This window comes from Rhodococcus sp. 14-2483-1-1, from assembly GCF_002259335.1.
In the GTDB taxonomy this organism is placed as follows: domain Bacteria; phylum Actinomycetota; class Actinomycetes; order Mycobacteriales; family Mycobacteriaceae; genus Rhodococcoides.
Window position 1 is genome coordinate 98323 of the sequence record NZ_NPFX01000005.1, and the last position, 14793, is coordinate 113115.

14 protein-coding genes are annotated in these 14793 nt (G+C 64.9%); 4 read left to right on the plus strand and 10 right to left on the minus strand.

The window, feature by feature from the left end; genetic code table 11:
- Window positions 1–12: 12 nt before the first annotated feature.
- Entirely contained in the window at window positions 13–1134 is a 1122-nt protein-coding gene (locus CH294_RS03975) for an ABC transporter substrate-binding protein (protein ID WP_170944578.1), read from the plus strand.
- A 63-nt stretch (window positions 1135–1197) separates the two neighbouring features.
- Here CH294_RS03975 and CH294_RS03980 read toward each other — a convergent pair whose 3' ends face one another.
- Window positions 1198–1614, minus strand: a complete 417-nt coding sequence (locus CH294_RS03980; RefSeq protein ID WP_032405741.1) for an HIT domain-containing protein — start codon at window positions 1612–1614, stop codon at window positions 1198–1200.
- A 20-nt stretch (window positions 1615–1634) separates the two neighbouring features.
- Entirely contained in the window at window positions 1635–2666 is a 1032-nt protein-coding gene (locus CH294_RS03985) for a serine/threonine-protein kinase (RefSeq protein WP_094737067.1), read from the minus strand.
- A gap of 97 nt (window positions 2667–2763) precedes the next feature.
- On the opposite strand from CH294_RS03985, the gene CH294_RS03990 reads away from it, so the two are divergent.
- On the plus strand, window positions 2764–3555 hold the full coding sequence (locus CH294_RS03990; RefSeq protein ID WP_037153978.1) for an HAD-IIA family hydrolase: 792 nt from the start codon (window positions 2764–2766) through the stop codon (window positions 3553–3555).
- On the opposite strand, the gene purB is transcribed toward CH294_RS03990, so the two are convergent.
- Both purB and CH294_RS04000 read right to left on the minus strand, forming a co-directional pair.
- Window positions 3556–4974 carry an adenylosuccinate lyase gene (gene purB / locus CH294_RS03995; RefSeq protein ID WP_094737068.1) on the minus strand — a complete coding sequence of 473 codons (1419 nt, stop codon included), beginning with the start codon at window positions 4972–4974 and terminating at the stop codon, window positions 3556–3558.
- 24 nt (window positions 4975–4998) lie between these two features.
- The gene (locus CH294_RS04000; RefSeq protein ID WP_052065041.1) at window positions 4999–5637 is read right to left on the minus strand and encodes a TetR family transcriptional regulator C-terminal domain-containing protein; all 639 of its coding nucleotides are present in this window, start codon (window positions 5635–5637) and stop codon (window positions 4999–5001) included.
- Between the two features lie 49 nt (window positions 5638–5686).
- On the opposite strand from CH294_RS04000, the gene CH294_RS04005 reads away from it, so the two are divergent.
- On the plus strand, window positions 5687–6718 hold the full coding sequence (locus tag CH294_RS04005) for a GntG family PLP-dependent aldolase (RefSeq protein WP_094737069.1): 1032 nt from the start codon (window positions 5687–5689) through the stop codon (window positions 6716–6718).
- Between the two features lie 65 nt (window positions 6719–6783).
- On the opposite strand, the gene CH294_RS04010 is transcribed toward CH294_RS04005, so the two are convergent.
- From CH294_RS04010 to CH294_RS04030, 5 genes are all read right to left on the minus strand, one after another.
- On the minus strand, window positions 6784–7932 hold the full coding sequence (locus CH294_RS04010) for a pyridoxal phosphate-dependent aminotransferase (RefSeq protein ID WP_094737070.1): 1149 nt from the start codon (window positions 7930–7932) through the stop codon (window positions 6784–6786).
- A gap of 104 nt (window positions 7933–8036) precedes the next feature.
- Window positions 8037–8873, minus strand: a complete 837-nt coding sequence (locus tag CH294_RS04015; RefSeq protein WP_094737071.1) for a DUF559 domain-containing protein — start codon at window positions 8871–8873, stop codon at window positions 8037–8039.
- Between the two features lie 175 nt (window positions 8874–9048).
- The gene (gene purD, locus CH294_RS04020; RefSeq protein ID WP_037153985.1) at window positions 9049–10299 is read right to left on the minus strand and encodes a phosphoribosylamine--glycine ligase; all 1251 of its coding nucleotides are present in this window, start codon (window positions 10297–10299) and stop codon (window positions 9049–9051) included.
- A 78-nt stretch (window positions 10300–10377) separates the two neighbouring features.
- Window positions 10378–12429 (minus strand): glycosyltransferase family 39 protein, encoded by a 2052-nt coding sequence (locus tag CH294_RS04025; RefSeq protein WP_094737072.1) that lies wholly within the window; start codon window positions 12427–12429, stop codon window positions 10378–10380.
- Window positions 12426–13682, minus strand: a complete 1257-nt coding sequence (locus tag CH294_RS04030; RefSeq protein ID WP_032405732.1) for a bifunctional glycosyltransferase family 2/GtrA family protein — start codon at window positions 13680–13682, stop codon at window positions 12426–12428. The genes CH294_RS04025 and CH294_RS04030 overlap by 4 nt, the downstream gene beginning before the upstream one ends.
- Before the next feature lie 114 nt (window positions 13683–13796).
- On the opposite strand from CH294_RS04030, the gene CH294_RS04035 reads away from it, so the two are divergent.
- Complete coding sequence (locus tag CH294_RS04035; RefSeq protein ID WP_037153990.1) at window positions 13797–14222, plus strand: HIT family protein; 426 nt, start codon at window positions 13797–13799, stop codon at window positions 14220–14222.
- Between the two features lie 10 nt (window positions 14223–14232).
- On the opposite strand, the gene CH294_RS04040 is transcribed toward CH294_RS04035, so the two are convergent.
- A complete protein-coding gene (locus CH294_RS04040) occupies window positions 14233–14757 on the minus strand; it encodes a helix-turn-helix domain-containing protein (protein ID WP_037153993.1) in 525 nt (174 codons plus the stop codon).
- Window positions 14758–14793: the final 36 nt, after the last annotated feature.

Sequence of the window (14793 nt, forward strand, 5' to 3'; positions counted from 1 at the left end):
GAAAGCAGACACATGATCGACTCCCGAGCCCACACTTCGAGCAGATTCGGATCCGCACCCCGCGCCCTCACAGGAGGTATCGCGGTTCTCGTGCTTCTCGCTGCTGCAGCGTGCAGCAGCGGCACCACCGACACCGACGACGCCGGCAGCCAGGTCGTCGACCTGAACGCGAACCCAGCCGCGTGCAGCGAGAACGACCGCGTCGACTCAGTCGACCGAGCGTCAGGACCGTTCACGTACACCGACGGCCGCGGACGGACCATTTCGCTCGATTCACAACCGACCAAGATCATCGCCGACGAGGAATCCGCCGCAGCGCTGATGTCGTACGGAATCAAGCCCATCGCCATCTGGTCGACCACTCCGATGAGCACCAGCCCCATTTTGAGCTGCTCCGATCTCACCGGCATCGAATCGGTCGGCGAGAGCTGGGGCACATTCGATTTCGAGAAAGCCGCCAGTCTCGAACCGGATCTGGTCATCGGTGAGTTCAACCCACGATTCGGCCAATTCGGCAAGCTGACCACCACGGCCGACTCGTCCAAGGCCGACACGATCGATCAGCTCGCTCCGACCCTCGGGGTCACCTTGGACACGACATCGACCGCGAAGACCATCGAGAACTATGCCGAACTCGCGTCCTCGCTCGGCGTCGACCTCGACACCCCGCAACTGGCAGACATCAAGGCCGACTACGACGCTGCCGTCGACAACTTCAAGAAGGTTGCCTCCGAACGCCAGGACCTCACCGGAGTCGGAGTCTGGCCCCTCGATGTCGCGTACGTCCTCGATCCGTCTGCGGATCCGGACTTCAGCGACTACGAAAGCTGGGGCTTGAAGATGTACACCCCCGACGGCACCGACGACGGATACTGGAAGAAGGTGTCCTGGGAGAACGTGTCGAGTGTCGATGCCGATGTCGCATTCGTCTACCACGACGTTGCCAACGCAGCTGATGTGAAGCTTGCCGACATTCCGAGCCGCTACCCCGGTTTCGACACCATCGCCGCCGTCGACAAGCAACAGATGGTGCTGTGGGACTACGGCGCCAACAAGAGCTACAGCCGCTACACCAACACGATCAACGTCTACGCGGACGCACTGTCCAAGGCACAGAAGGTCACTGCCGAGTAGTCGTATCGGGCACGGGACCATCGGCACATCTGCCGGTGGTCCCGTTCCGTTCGGTCGTGATCACTACAGGGCAGCTGCGATCTCGGTCGCCAGTCGGTCGAGTTCGGATCGCTGCGGGGACGACGGGCGAGCACGGAGACCGAAGCCGTCGCCGATCATGCGCGGGATGACGTGCAGATGCACATGGAAGATTTCCTGGCCTGCCACCGTGCCGTCGGCGAGGAACAGGTTGACGCCGGCGACGCGTGGATTGCTCGCGCGCACAGCGGCGGCCACTTTCTGGCCCACGACGAACAGGTGGGCACCGACTTCCGGCGGCAACTCCGCCAGGGTCCGGAACTGCTCCCGGGGCACCACGAGTACGTGCCCGCTGGTGAGCGGCCGAATGTCCATGAACGCGACCACTGTCTCGTCCTCGTGGACGCGAGAGGACTCGGCCGTCCCGGCGATGATCTCGGCGAAAATTGTGTATGGGTTCACAGTTACCGACTCTAGGGTGCTCAGTCCCCGTCGATCTCTGCCCTGGGGAACGGCGTCAGTTTGGTGTTGTCGACAAGGCTGCGGTGAAAGGAATTCAGCACGGTTGTCGGGCGGATGTGACGATCGACGAATGCTTCGATTGCCGGCGATATGCCCTCGGGCCGCACTCCCCCGATCCAGCTCTGCGGTAAAGCTTCGCGTTCGCTTTCACTGAATTGGTCGGCGATCAGGGTCCGGAGCAGCTGACCGGCGGTGTAGACACGGTCGTACGACAGGTGTCGGTAGAGAAACGTGGACTCGTGCGTGGACAGGTCGAAGGTCGAGCTCGAGGCGAGTCCGAAATCTGCAAGATAGAGTTGTCGCCCGTCGGTCAAGATGTTGGCGAAGTGCGCATCGAAATGCACGAAACCGTGCGCACTCGTGAATTCGGTGGTCCGCGCGAGTGCGTTCTCGGCCCACAGGAAGAGCGCATCGCCGTCGGAACCGTTGCGCTGCTGGGCAATCCATTCACCCAAAGTGTGCGGTATGTGTTCGAGGAACACCACCACACTGTGCTTGCAGGTGCCGATGGCCTCCAACCGACTCCGTATTGCGGGCGACCCCTCCCAGTAGGTCACCGCGCGTTCCAAGCCCCCGAACTCGTCGACGAATCCTTCGGGGGCCGAGTCCGGGAGAATGCGCCAGTGATACATCGACGGGAATCCAGGAAATTTCCCGTCGAGCACCCACTCGGTGGTCATCGTGTGAGCGGCGAGTTCGCGCCAGGCACCGAAACCGGATGACCCCACCCCGTATTGATAGAACGTCGGGAGCCCGAAAAGGTTCGCAGTCGAGAACCTGTTCTGCGGCATCATCTCGAAGTCGGTCAACGGGATACGTTTGACGAAGACTCGGTCGCCGTCGACGTCCATCTCCATCGAGCGACCGCCGATTCCTGTTCCGAGCGGAGTAGCCGTCGCCACCGCCCGCGCAAGTTCTCGGTCACTCATCGACGACAGGAGTGCGCTCGCAGCCGTATGGCGGGCGCGACGCTCGACATGTTGTGCATCCATCGGCCGGCTCCTCACTGCCTGCATCGGACGCGCTCGACCCTACGTGGACGACATGACTGAGGCTGCAGGCGTTCGGTAACCCGACTACTGTTTGCCGATGGGTATCGGCGGGGTTCTTTTCGACATCGACGGCGTCCTGGTGACGTCGTGGCAAGCGGTGCCCGGGGCCGCGGAGACGTTGAAGTTTCTCGACAGCAGGGACATCGCCCGTGCGTTCTTGACCAATACGACTTCGAAGACGCGCGAACAGATCGCCGGAGCGCTGCGCGATGTCGGGCTGGACGTCCATTCCGACGAGATCGTCACGGCCGCGTCGCTCACCGCGGATCATCTACGTGAGAACTATCCGGACGCGCGGGTGGTGCTGATCAACAACGGTGAGATCGCCGGCGACATGCCGGGAATCGAATTCGTCGACGAGACGTCCGAGGATCCCGACGTCGTGGTTGTCGGCGGTGCCGGGCCGGAGTTCACCCATGAACGTCTCAGTCGCGTCTACGACTGGCTGTGCCGCGGCATACCCGTCGTCGCGATGCATCGGTCGTTGATGTGGAGCACAGGAGCCGGTCTGCGCATCGACACCGGCATGTATCTGGCCGGAATGGAACAAGCGTCGGGCCATACCGCGAAGGCCATCGGGAAGCCGGCTCCGCTGGGCTTCCGGACGGCATCCGACCGGATGGGCGTCGACCCGGACGACGTCGTGATGGTCGGCGACGACCTGGACAACGACGTTCTCGCCGCCCAGGTCGTCGGCATGACGGGGGTGCTGGTGCGCACCGGGAAGTTCCGTCAGGATGTCCTGGACCGCCGCATCACGGACGAGTTCGCGATGGAGCCCGACCACGTGATCGACTCCGTCGCCGACCTCCCCGACGTCCTGTCCTGACTAGAGAATCGGCGACGGGCTGTAGGACGCTCCGCCCGGGAACTTCGCGATCAACCGCTCCACGGCCGAGACGACAGCACTGACCTGGGCGTCGGCCGCACCGATGAAAGCGGTCTTGTCTGCCAATGCAGCATCGAGGGCAGCCCGATCGAGTGGGAGTCGATCGTCGGCGGCCAGTCGGTCGAGCAAGTCGGGTTCTTGCCCCTGCTCACGCATCGCCAGTGCGACGGCGACGGCGTGTTCCTTGATCGCCTCGTGCGCGGTCTCGCGGCCGACGCCCGCGCGCACGGCTGCCATGAGCACCTTCGTCGTCGCGAGGAACGGCAGGTATCGGTCGAGTTCCTTGGCGATGACGGCCGGGTAGGCACCGAATTCGTCGAGCACGGTCAGGAAGGTCTCGATGAGACCGTCGATGGCGAAGAAGGCGTCGGGCAGGGCGACGCGGCGCACGACCGAACAGAAGACGTCACCCTCGTTCCACTGTGCACCGGCGAGTTCGGCGGCCATCGATCCGTAACCGCGCAGTACCACCTGCAGGCCGTTGACGCGCTCGCACGAGCGCGTGTTCATCTTGTGCGGCATCGCCGACGAGCCGACCTGCCCCGGCTGGAACCCCTCGGTCACGAGTTCGTGGCCTGCCATCAGTCGGACGGTGTGCGCGAACGACGACGGCCCGGCACCGATCTGGACCAACGCGGAGACGACCTCGTGATCGAGCGAGCGGGGATAGACCTGGCCGACGCTGGTGAGCGTGTGCCGGAAACCGAGGTGATCGGCGACGATGCGCTCGAGTGCGACGAGCTTGGCGGAATCGCCGCCGAAGAGATCGAGCATGTCTTGCGAGGTGCCCATCGGGCCCTTGATCCCGCGCAGTGGGTAGCGAGCGATCAGTTCCTGAACCCGGGCCAGGGCCAGCAACAGCTCGTCGGCTGCGGAGGCGAAACGCTTGCCCAGAGTCGTGGCCTGAGCCGCAACATTATGACTGCGACCGGCCATGACGAGCGAGGAGTACTCGGCAGCGCGTTCGGCCAGCCGCTTGGCAACCGCGACTCCGTGCGCGTGCACGTGTTCGAGCGAGCGGAGGATCTGCAGCTGCTCGACGTTCTCGGTGAGGTCGCGACTGGTGAGGCCCTTGTGAATGTGCTCGTGGCCGGCGAGGGCGTTGAACTCCTCGATCCGAGCCTTGACGTCGTGTCGGGTGACCCGCTCACGCTCGGCGATCGACGCGAGGTCCACCTGGTCGACGACGGCTTCGTAGTCGTCGATCGCAGCGTTGGGTACGTCGACTCCGAGGGAGGACTGCGCGCGCAGCACGGCGATCCACAACTGGCGTTCCAGGGCGATCTTGTGCTCCGGCGACCACAGCTCCACCAGTTCGGGACTCGCGTAACGGGTGGCCAGGACATTCGGGATGCTCACGAGCGTCCAGCTTACGTGGCGCTGTTAATCGGCAGGCACCTGTTCCGCCGGTGCCACGATGTCGATGACGGCCAACAGCATGCTTCGCGCCATTTCACGAGGATCGGGGTCCACTTCGCTGAGCGCGCCCACCACTGCTCCGTCGACCACCGCCACGAGTCGTCGTAGCTGCTCTTCCTGCACGGTTCGGCCCGACCGACGCAGCACATCGGTGAGCAGGTCGTCGATCTGAGCACGCAGCCGCAGTTGCACTTCCCGCAGTTCGGGATGCCGGGCCGACGCGATGAAGCGCTCGTATCGTGCGATCAGTTGCTCGTGGCCGTCCTGTGGCCCGATGAGCAGATCGACGATGAGGTCGACCGTCGATTCCATTTCGTTCGAGCACTTGCCCTCGTCCTCGATGCGACCGCGCATGACGTCGATCTCGCGGGTTCCGACGACGTCGACTGCCGCAGCAACCAAGTCTCCGAGGGACTCGAAATAGTAGGTGGTCGACGCCAGCGGAAGCCCGGCTCGCGCGGCCACGGATCGGTGCCGAACCGCGTCGAAGCCACCCTCGACGAGGAGGTCCGCAGCGGCCGACGCCAATGCCTGGCGGCGGCGCACCCCCTTCGGAGTCGCACCCGACACCTTGTGTTGCGACTCGGTCGGACCTGCGGACATTCAAGTCATCGTGCCAGCTCGAGGCCGTTCGTCGGACTGCTTTGGCGCTATGGAATTGTCAGTGGTCGTGGCACATCGAACGATCGACCTCCGCTCCGACACCATCACCCGGCCCGATTCGGTGATGCGAAAAGCCATGGCAGACGCCGAAGTGGGCGACGACGTCCTCGATCACGACCCCACGATGGCGGCACTGGAAGAGGCAGTCGCAGGCATGCTCGGATTCGAGTCGGCACTGTGGGTGCCGTCGGGGTCGATGGGCAACATCATTGCGCTGATGCTGCATCTGCAGCGCGGCGATCGATTCCTGGCACCCGAGCATGCGCATGTGCTGGGATCCGAGCTCGGCACCGCGGCGTGGTTGGCAGGCGGGATGCCCGACGCCCTCCCCCACGACGCAGGCCCCGGCCGTCCCCTCGCGTCGACCGTGCGCGCCAAGGCAGGCGGCGCAGGGCCGTACTTCGCGCTGCGGACCACGTTGCTCTCACTCGAGAACACCCACAACTTCGCCGGCGGTACCGTGTTCGGACCGGACGAATGGTCCGAACTCGTCGGTGCCGCACGCGACTCGGGTCTGAAGATCCACCTGGACGGTGCGCGACTGTGGAATGCCGCAGTGGCCCTTGATGTTCCGATCGCGTCGTTGACTGCAGGCGCGGACACGGTACAGGTGTGCCTGAGCAAGGGCCTCGGAGCGCCCGTCGGCTCGATGTTGGTATCCGACGCCGCACGAATCCACGAGGCCCGGCGCGTCCGGAAGATGTTGGGCGGCGGGGTTCGTCAGGGTGGCGTTCTGGCTGCGGCAGGGCTCGTTGCGCTGGATCGAATCGGTGATCTGGCCACGGACCACGCCAACGCAGCGACCCTCGCCCGTGGACTGCGGGAGCAGGGCTGGGACGTGCCGGAGCCGGAGACGAACATCGTGCTCGCATCGGTCACAGACCCCGTGCAGACGGTGGCGGAGCTGGCCGAATTGGGTATCGCCGCAGTAACCGTCGCGGGCAAGGTGCGCTTCGTGACCCACCGAGACGTCGACTCCGCAGACATCGACGAGGTGCTGGAGCGGCTGCGTCGCATGTGAGCGCAGGGCCTTCCTGTTGTTCCGCAGGCTCCACTCCTGCCTCGTAGCCTGCTACGAGGAAACGCTCACATGCGACGTAGTCGCTCCAACGCTTCTTCGACGTCCGAGGTGGTGCCTGCGAACGAGAACCGCACCGTGTGGTTGCCGCGGACGGTGTCGAAATCCACGCCCGGTGCCAGCGCGACCCCGGTCTCGGAAAGGACACGCGCACACCAACTCCGCGAGTCGTCGGTGAGGTGTGCGATATCGGCGTACACGTAGAACGCACCGTCGGCCGGTGCGAGATCGGTGATGCCCAGGGCCGGCACACCGTCGAGTAGGACTCGGCGATTGACGGCGTAGCGCTCGACGTGCGAATCCAACTCGATACGAGATTCCTCGGTGAACGCCGCAATGGCCGCAACCTGTGAGATCGCCGGCGGGCAGACCGTCATGTTCGATGCCAATCGCTCGACGGCCCTGCGCAATCGAGTCGGCAGCAACATCCAACCCAACCGCCAACCCGTCATCGAGAAGTACTTCGATACCGATCCGATCGCGACGGACTCTTTCGAGGTCTCCCACGCGCTGGACGTACGCGCATTGCCGTAGGAGATGCCGTGGTAGATCTCGTCCGAGATCAGCAGAGTGCCGTGCTCGTCGCACCAGCGCGCAATCGCGGCCAGCTCATCCGCGTCGATGATCGTGCCGGTGGGATTGGCCGGGCTGGCGATGATCAACCCGGCGGGCGGCTCGGGCAGTTCCTCGAGCATCGCGACGGTCGGTTGGAACCGCGTCTCTTCCACGCAGTCCAGTTCGACAACCCGGCAGCCCAACGCCGCCAACGTGTTTCGATAGGCCGGATACCCAGGCCTGGCCATGACGACGGTATCCCCTGCGTCGAACGCAGCGAGGAACAGCAGAGTGAACGCGCCCGACGACCCGGTGGTGATCACCACGTCGTCGGCGTCGACCGTGATGCCGTACCGCGCGCTGTGGTACTCGGCGATTGCCCGGCGCAGTGGCAGAATCCCGAGCGTCTCGGTATATCCGAGCAGATGCGCATCCAGGGCCTCCCGGGTGGCGCGCAACACGGGTCCGGGTGCCCGGGTGGACGGCTGACCTGCGGCAAGCGAGAGTACATCGCCGTGAGTGCGTGCCCGCTCGGCCGCTGCCGCGAACACATCCATCACATGAAACGGCTCGACCTTCGATCGCTGCGATTCACTATGCATTCGATCGACACTACTGACGTCGATTCGCCCGTCGCAGGTGCACTGAGTGTCCATTATTTCGCGGCAGCCACGGGATCCCGTCTGACAGCACAAATTGTGGACACTCACGTCAGTGCCTTCCGGCGACGTCGTACGGTGTCGACGATCTGCCGCACCACATAATCCAGGTCGGTCAGCACCATCGCCGCCGAATAGCGCAACACCAGCCAGCCGTCGAGTTGCAGAGCATTCTGGCGCACGCGGTCGTTGGTGAACACACCCGGTGCGCTGTGGAATTCACGTCCATCGATTTCGACGATCACCCGAGCGCGACGGTCCATCAGATCCGCGTAGTAGGGCCCCACCTCCGCGTTGATCTCGAGGAAGTAGCCCGCCGCCGTGAGTGCCCGAGCCACCAAGCGTTCGGGTTCGGACAGAGTGCGCGGGCAACACAGTCGCAGCTGCTTTCTCACCTCGGTGATACCGGCCATCCCGGCCGACTTCTCGCATTGCCTCGCGACCCCGCGCCAGCTCACCGCGCGGCTCAGCGCAGAGTCGAAGAACTGCTCTAATTCAGGCCGGGTCAGCGACACAGCGACGTCGACGATGGACTGCTCGATGGTCACGACCGGCAGACCGTCCGCGAAGCTCGACTCGGTGAGACTGCGTCGGTACGCCCGCAGCCACTTCGGACCGCGAGTTCTCGACGTGCGAGGAACTGTGATGTCCACGTGATCGGGTTCGTGCTCGAGCAAATTCCACCACCACGCCGCAGCGAGATGGCTCAGCACTGCGTGCGGTTGCCAGAGCGTAGCGGCGACGCACCGGTCCCGGTACGTCGGTTCGCCGGTGCAGTAGATGCTCGGAAGCAGCCTGGTCAGTGTGCCGGCTCTCGTCCGATACGCAATTGCGCCCTCGCTGACGCCGGTGTCCAACAGCTGCTGCCTCGTGTATACCCCCATGGACTACAGCCTGGCGTCGGAAATCCACTCGTGGGCGGGCGATTCGAGAAATGTGGATAACGCTGCTACCTGTGGACAGCTGACGTAAGTGTCCACTTTTTCGGCCGGCACACGGGATCCCGTGTGGTAGGCGAAATTGTGGACACTCAGCGCACCTGCGAGTCACCCAGGTCACCTACAGCGAGATGCGACCCTCCACTGCAGCCAGTCCGATGTCGGTGCGGAAGTGACTGCCCGGCAAGCGGATTCCAGCAATTCGGGAGTAGGCGTCGTCGCGGGCGGCGGTGAGGTCGAATCCGGTGCCGACCACGCTCAACACGCGTCCGCCCGCAGAGACCACGACTCCGTCCTTGATCGCAGTGCCTGCGTGCAGGACGCCAGCGCCGTCGGAGCCGAGGATCTCGTCACCGATCCGGGGGCGACCGGGGTAGTTCTCGGCGGCGATGACGACGGTGACGGCTGCGCCGTCCTTCCAGCGCAGCGGCGGCAGCGACGCGAGAGTGCCGGTTGCCGTCGCGTTCAGCACCTCACCGAGAGGTGAATCGAGCAACGCCAGCACCGCCTGGGTCTCGGGATCACCGAAGCGGCAGTTGAATTCGACGACGGCCGGGCCGTCGGCACCCATCGCCAGACCGGCGTACAGCAGTCCGGAGAACGGCACGCCGCGCTTCACCATCTCGGCGGCAACGGGTTTCACCACATCGCGCACGATCTGCTCCACCGCGCCCTCGGGCAACCACGGCAACGGGGTGTACGCACCCATGCCGCCGGTGTTGGGCCCGGTGTCTCCGTCGCCGACGCGTTTGTGGTCCTGCGCGGGCAGCAGCGGCACCACACTCTCGCCGTCGACGAGGCAGAAGAGGGAGACCTCGGGACCGTCGAGGAACGATTCCAGCAGCACCGGGTGACCGTTCTCGAGGAGCTCGGCAGCGTGATCGCGGGCGATGAGGCGATCGGTGGTGACGACGACGCCTTTGCCCGCGGCCAGACCGTCGTCCTTGACCACCCAGTGCGGACCGAAGCGGTCGAGAGCGCCGTCCAGCAAAGCGGGCGAGTCGACTATTTCGCTGTGCGCGGTGCGGACACCGGCTGCTGCCATCACGTCCTTGGCGAAGGCCTTGGACCCCTCGATGCGCGCGGCGTCGGCGGAGGGGCCGAACGCGGCGATGCCTGCCTCGCGGAGCGCGTCGGCGACCCCGAGAACCAAGGGCACCTCGGGTCCGATGACCACAAGATCGGCGTCGAGTTTCTTCGCCAGCGCGGTCACCGCCTCGCCGGAGGCCACGTCGACCGCGTGCTGCTCGGCGAGCTTCGCGGTGCCTGCGTTGCCGGGAGCCACGAAGAGCTTCTCGACCGACGGATCGGCCTTCAACGCAAGTAGGAGGGCGTGCTCACGAGCACCGGAACCTATGACTAGTACGCGCACAGTGCATCAGACTATCTGCTCGGCGCGAAAGCGCCCCGCACCTGTCAGGGTGCGGGGCTCTTTCGTGATGGTTCGGTGTTACTGCGTCAGGTCGTAGAACGTCACGTTGTCGACCGTGGTCGCGGTGAAGTTCTCGGTGACCCACGCCGAGATCTCGGCCGAGGTACCCGAGGCCATTCCCGGCATACCGCCGCCTCCGATGAAGTAGTGGATCTGTCCATCGGCGACGTACTGCTGGAACTGGGCGAGAGTCGGCGAGGGGTCGGTGCCGTTGAATCCGCCGACGGGCATGACCGGATCCTCGGTGGCCAGTTGATAGCCGGCCGCGGTGTTGGCTCCGATCGCCGCTGCCACCCAGGTGTACGAGTCGGCGTCCTGCTCGAGCATCTCGGTGATCGCCGCGGTCGGTGCACTGCCTTCGAGCAGACCACCCATACCGCCGCCCATACCCCGAGCCGTTCCGCCCATCTCGGCCCCGCCGTCGCCGCCGGCAGCCCCCGCCTGACCCGGGAAACCCGCAGGCGGTTGCATTCCGGCAGGCAACTGAACCCCGGCAGGCAACTGCATACCGCCGGGCATTCCGCCCGGGCCGCCCCGACCTTCGCCCATACCGCCGAATCCGCGCATACCGGTGTTCGGACCGGCCGAGACGATGGCACCGGTGTGCGGAGTATTGATCGTGTCGACCGCGTAGGCCGTCGGCCCGGCGAGTCCGGCGAACATCACCGCCAGGATCGACGCAGCTGCCACCCTCCCTCGCGTCAGCGCCGGAATCAGCAGAGCCACCGCCGCCAGAATTCCGACGACGAGAATCGCCCACTTCAACCACGGCACAAAACTCTCACTGCGACGCAGCAACACCCACGCCATCGCCACGGTCGACGCCACCGCGACGGCCATCGCAACGCGTACCCAGTACGTATCGCGTTGCCGCCACAGCAGGACGCTGCCGATGCCGATCAGCGCGGCAACGGCGGGTGCGAGCGCAACGGTGTAGTACGCGTGGAAGATTCCGGCCATGAAGCTGAACGTCAGCCCGGTGACGAGCAGCCAGGAACCCCAGACGATCAGCGACGCGCGTTGCCCGTCGGTTCGAGGTGCTCTGCCGCGCAACACGAGTCCGACAACCAGCAGAATCAGCGCGGCCGGGATGAGCCAGGCGATCTGGCCGCCCTGGGAGGCGTCGAACATGCGGAAGATGCCGGTTTCTCCCCAGATTCCGCCGGGCATGCCCCCGGCCATTCCACCGGCCATGTCGCCGCCCATACCGCCGCGGCCGGGGGTGACACTTCCGGTCTCGTCACCACTGAGACGGCCGAATCCGTTGTAGCCGAGCGTGAGTTCGAGGATCGAATTGTTCTGCGAACCGCCGACCCACGGCCGGGACGACGCCGGCCAGAATTCCACGATCAGAATCCACCATCCGGCCGAGACGATCATCGCGCCCAGTGCACCGAACAGTTGCAGCAATCGGGTGAGAAACTTCGGCGGCCCGGCGATCAGGTAGGTCAACGCCAGCGGCGGCACGACAAGCATCACCTGGAGCTGCTTGGTGAGGAAGCCGAATCCGACGAACATGCCGGTGATCAACAGCCACTTGGTCTTTCCGGTCTCGACGCCTCGCAGCAGCGCCCAGACCGATGCGATCATCAGCAGCACGAGCAGCGCGTCGGGATTGTTGAAACGGAACATCAATGCGGCAACCGGAGTCACGGCCAGCACCAAGCCTGCGAGCAGACCGGCCGCTCCGCCGAAGCGTCTCTTGACGGTGGCGCGGAGCAGTGCCACCGAGGCGACCCCGAGAAGAGCCTGCGGCACCAGCATCGCCCACGTGTTGAGCCCGAAGATGCGCACCGACAACGACATCAACCACAGCGACATCGGCGGCTTGTCGACGGTGATCGAGTTCGCGGCGTCGGAGGACCCGAAGAAGAAGGCCTTCCACGACACCGAACCCGCCTGAATCGCGGCCGAATAGAAGGAGTTGGCCCAACCCGACGCGCCGAGTCCCCAGATATAGGCAACGCCGGTGCCGAAAAGTAGTGCCACCAGCCCGATCAGTTCCCACCGCGGGGTGGCCGCGGGCGCGGACGATTCGGCCGCGGACGGCCGCTCGATCGTCGTCGTCACAGGCTCTTCTCCGAACGGGCGGACTCCGAGCCTGCGTCCAACGAGCTACGGAAGACCCACCGCAGTGCGACGAATCGGCAGACCGTGGCAACAAGATTGGCGACGATCAGGACGGCGAGTTCGACGTGCCGTGACACATCGGGAACCCAGGCGTGCAGCACCGCAAGCGATCCGCTGGTGACGAGGAGAGCGAATCCGAAGATCGCCAGTCCTTGCAGTTGATGCTTGCCCGCACCGTCCGATCCGCGGACCCCGAAGGTGAACGCACGGTTTGCCGCCGTGTTGAGCACCGCGGTGATCAGCAGCCCGAAGAAGTTCGCTGCCTGTGCCCCGATCAACGAGTGCAGCATGAGGTACAGCAGTGCATAGGCGACGGTACTGGCAACGCCGATGATGCCGAATCGCACCATCTGGCTGATCATTCCGTGCGGTACACCGGGCACGAGCGGCTCCCGTCCCAGGCTTCGACGTAGTTCGGCGACAGGCAGTACTCCGGTGGCAAGGGCGCGGCCGACGCGCCAGCACCCCTGCAGGTCCTTGACGGCGGTGTCGACGATGTTGACGCTGCTGTTCGGGTCGTCGACCCAGTCGACGGGCACCTCGTGAATACGCAGGCCCACTTTTTCTGCGATGACCAGCAATTCTGTGTCGAAGAACCAGCCGGTGTCTTCGACCAGCGGGAGCAACTTCTGCGCGACATCGGTACGCATGGCCTTGAAGCCGCACTGCGCGTCCGAGAAGCGCGCGCGCAGCGAGGTGCGGAGAATGAGATTGTAACTGCGCGAGATGAATTCACGCTTGGCTCCGCGGACCACCCGAGACGATCGGTTCAGCCGCGACCCGATGGCGAGGTCCGAGTGACCGGACATCAGGGGTGCGATGAGCGGCATCAGGGCGTTGAGGTCGGTCGAGAGATCGACGTCCATGTAGGCCACGACATCGGCGTCCGAGGCCAGCCACACGGCTTTGAGTGCCCGGCCGCGTCCCTTCTCGTCCAGATGATGAACCTGGACTCCGTCGATCTCGTCGGCGAGTCGATGCGCGACGGCGAGCGTTCCGTCGGTGCTGGCATTGTCGGCGATCGTGATCGAGGACCGGAACGGGATTCGGTCCTCGAGGTGCTCGTGCAGACGACGAATGCACTGTTCGAGATCGGCTTCTTCGTTGTAGACCGGAATGACCACCTCGAGAGTGGCAGTGGCGTTCGAGCCGGGCCGCTGGCCTGCTGCTCGTGCGAGGGAATTCGTTGTCATGTGGACCAGAATCGAGCCCGGACCTTGCATCGCCCTGCGATGGACCTGGCAATTGGCTGGGAGATGCAGGAGCGGAGCTCTACCCACCCGAACCCGGTAGTGCATCCTGTTCCCATGGCTTCCATTTTCAGCAAGATCATCGCCGGCGAGATTCCGGGACGTTTCGTCTGGCAGGACGACGACGTGGTCGCGTTTCTGACGATTGCGCCGGTCACGCAGGGCCACACACTGGTGGTTCCACGTGCGGAGATCGACCAGTGGCAGGACGTCGACGGTGCCGCGTTCGCCAAGATCACCGCCGTCGCACAGATCATCGGTCAGGCCGTCAGGACTGCGTTCGACGCTCCCCGAGCGGGCCTACTCATCGCCGGGCTCGAAGTACCGCACCTGCACCTGCACGTGTTCCCGGCCTACGACATGGGCAACTTCGACATCTCCGGTGCCGACCCGAATCCGTCGGCCGAATCTCAGGACGAGGCCGCACACAAACTACGAGCGGCGTTGCGCAACCTCGGCCACGAGGCTCACGTCCCGAACTGACGCACCTCGCTCACCGCAGGGGCGTGAGCAAGCGTCGACGCGTCCGCAGCTGCATCGACACCTCGTCGGATCGCGTGTCGGGGTCGTACCCGGGCCCGATGTCGGTGTCGATGTCGCGGGGCTCGGGCGCCACCCCGCATTCGGGGCACATACCCAGTTGCCCGAGGTCGGTTCCGCAGTCCGCGTGCAGGAATCGTCGACGCCTCCCTGCGGGTTTCGCGGTCTGTTCCTCACCCCAGTAGCTCAGGGCGAAGACGGCAGGCCACAGTCGCTCGAGGGCGGGCGTCGGGACGTAGTCGTCGTGTCCGCCGTCGAGGGCTCGGGCTTGCCGTTCGAGCAGCCCCGCATCGACCAGCGCGCCGAGGCGTTGGGCGAGAACCGCCTTGGAAATGTCGAGGTGGACCTGGAAATCGCCGAAGCGTCGGACGCCGAAGAAACAGTCACGCACGATGAGCATGGTCCAGCGCTCGCCGACCAGTTCCAGAGCACGGGCCAGGGAACAGTCCTGGCGGGCGTAGTCGATTCCGAGTGCCATGAGGTAATCGTACAGTCTGTTGACCGAACCAAGTTG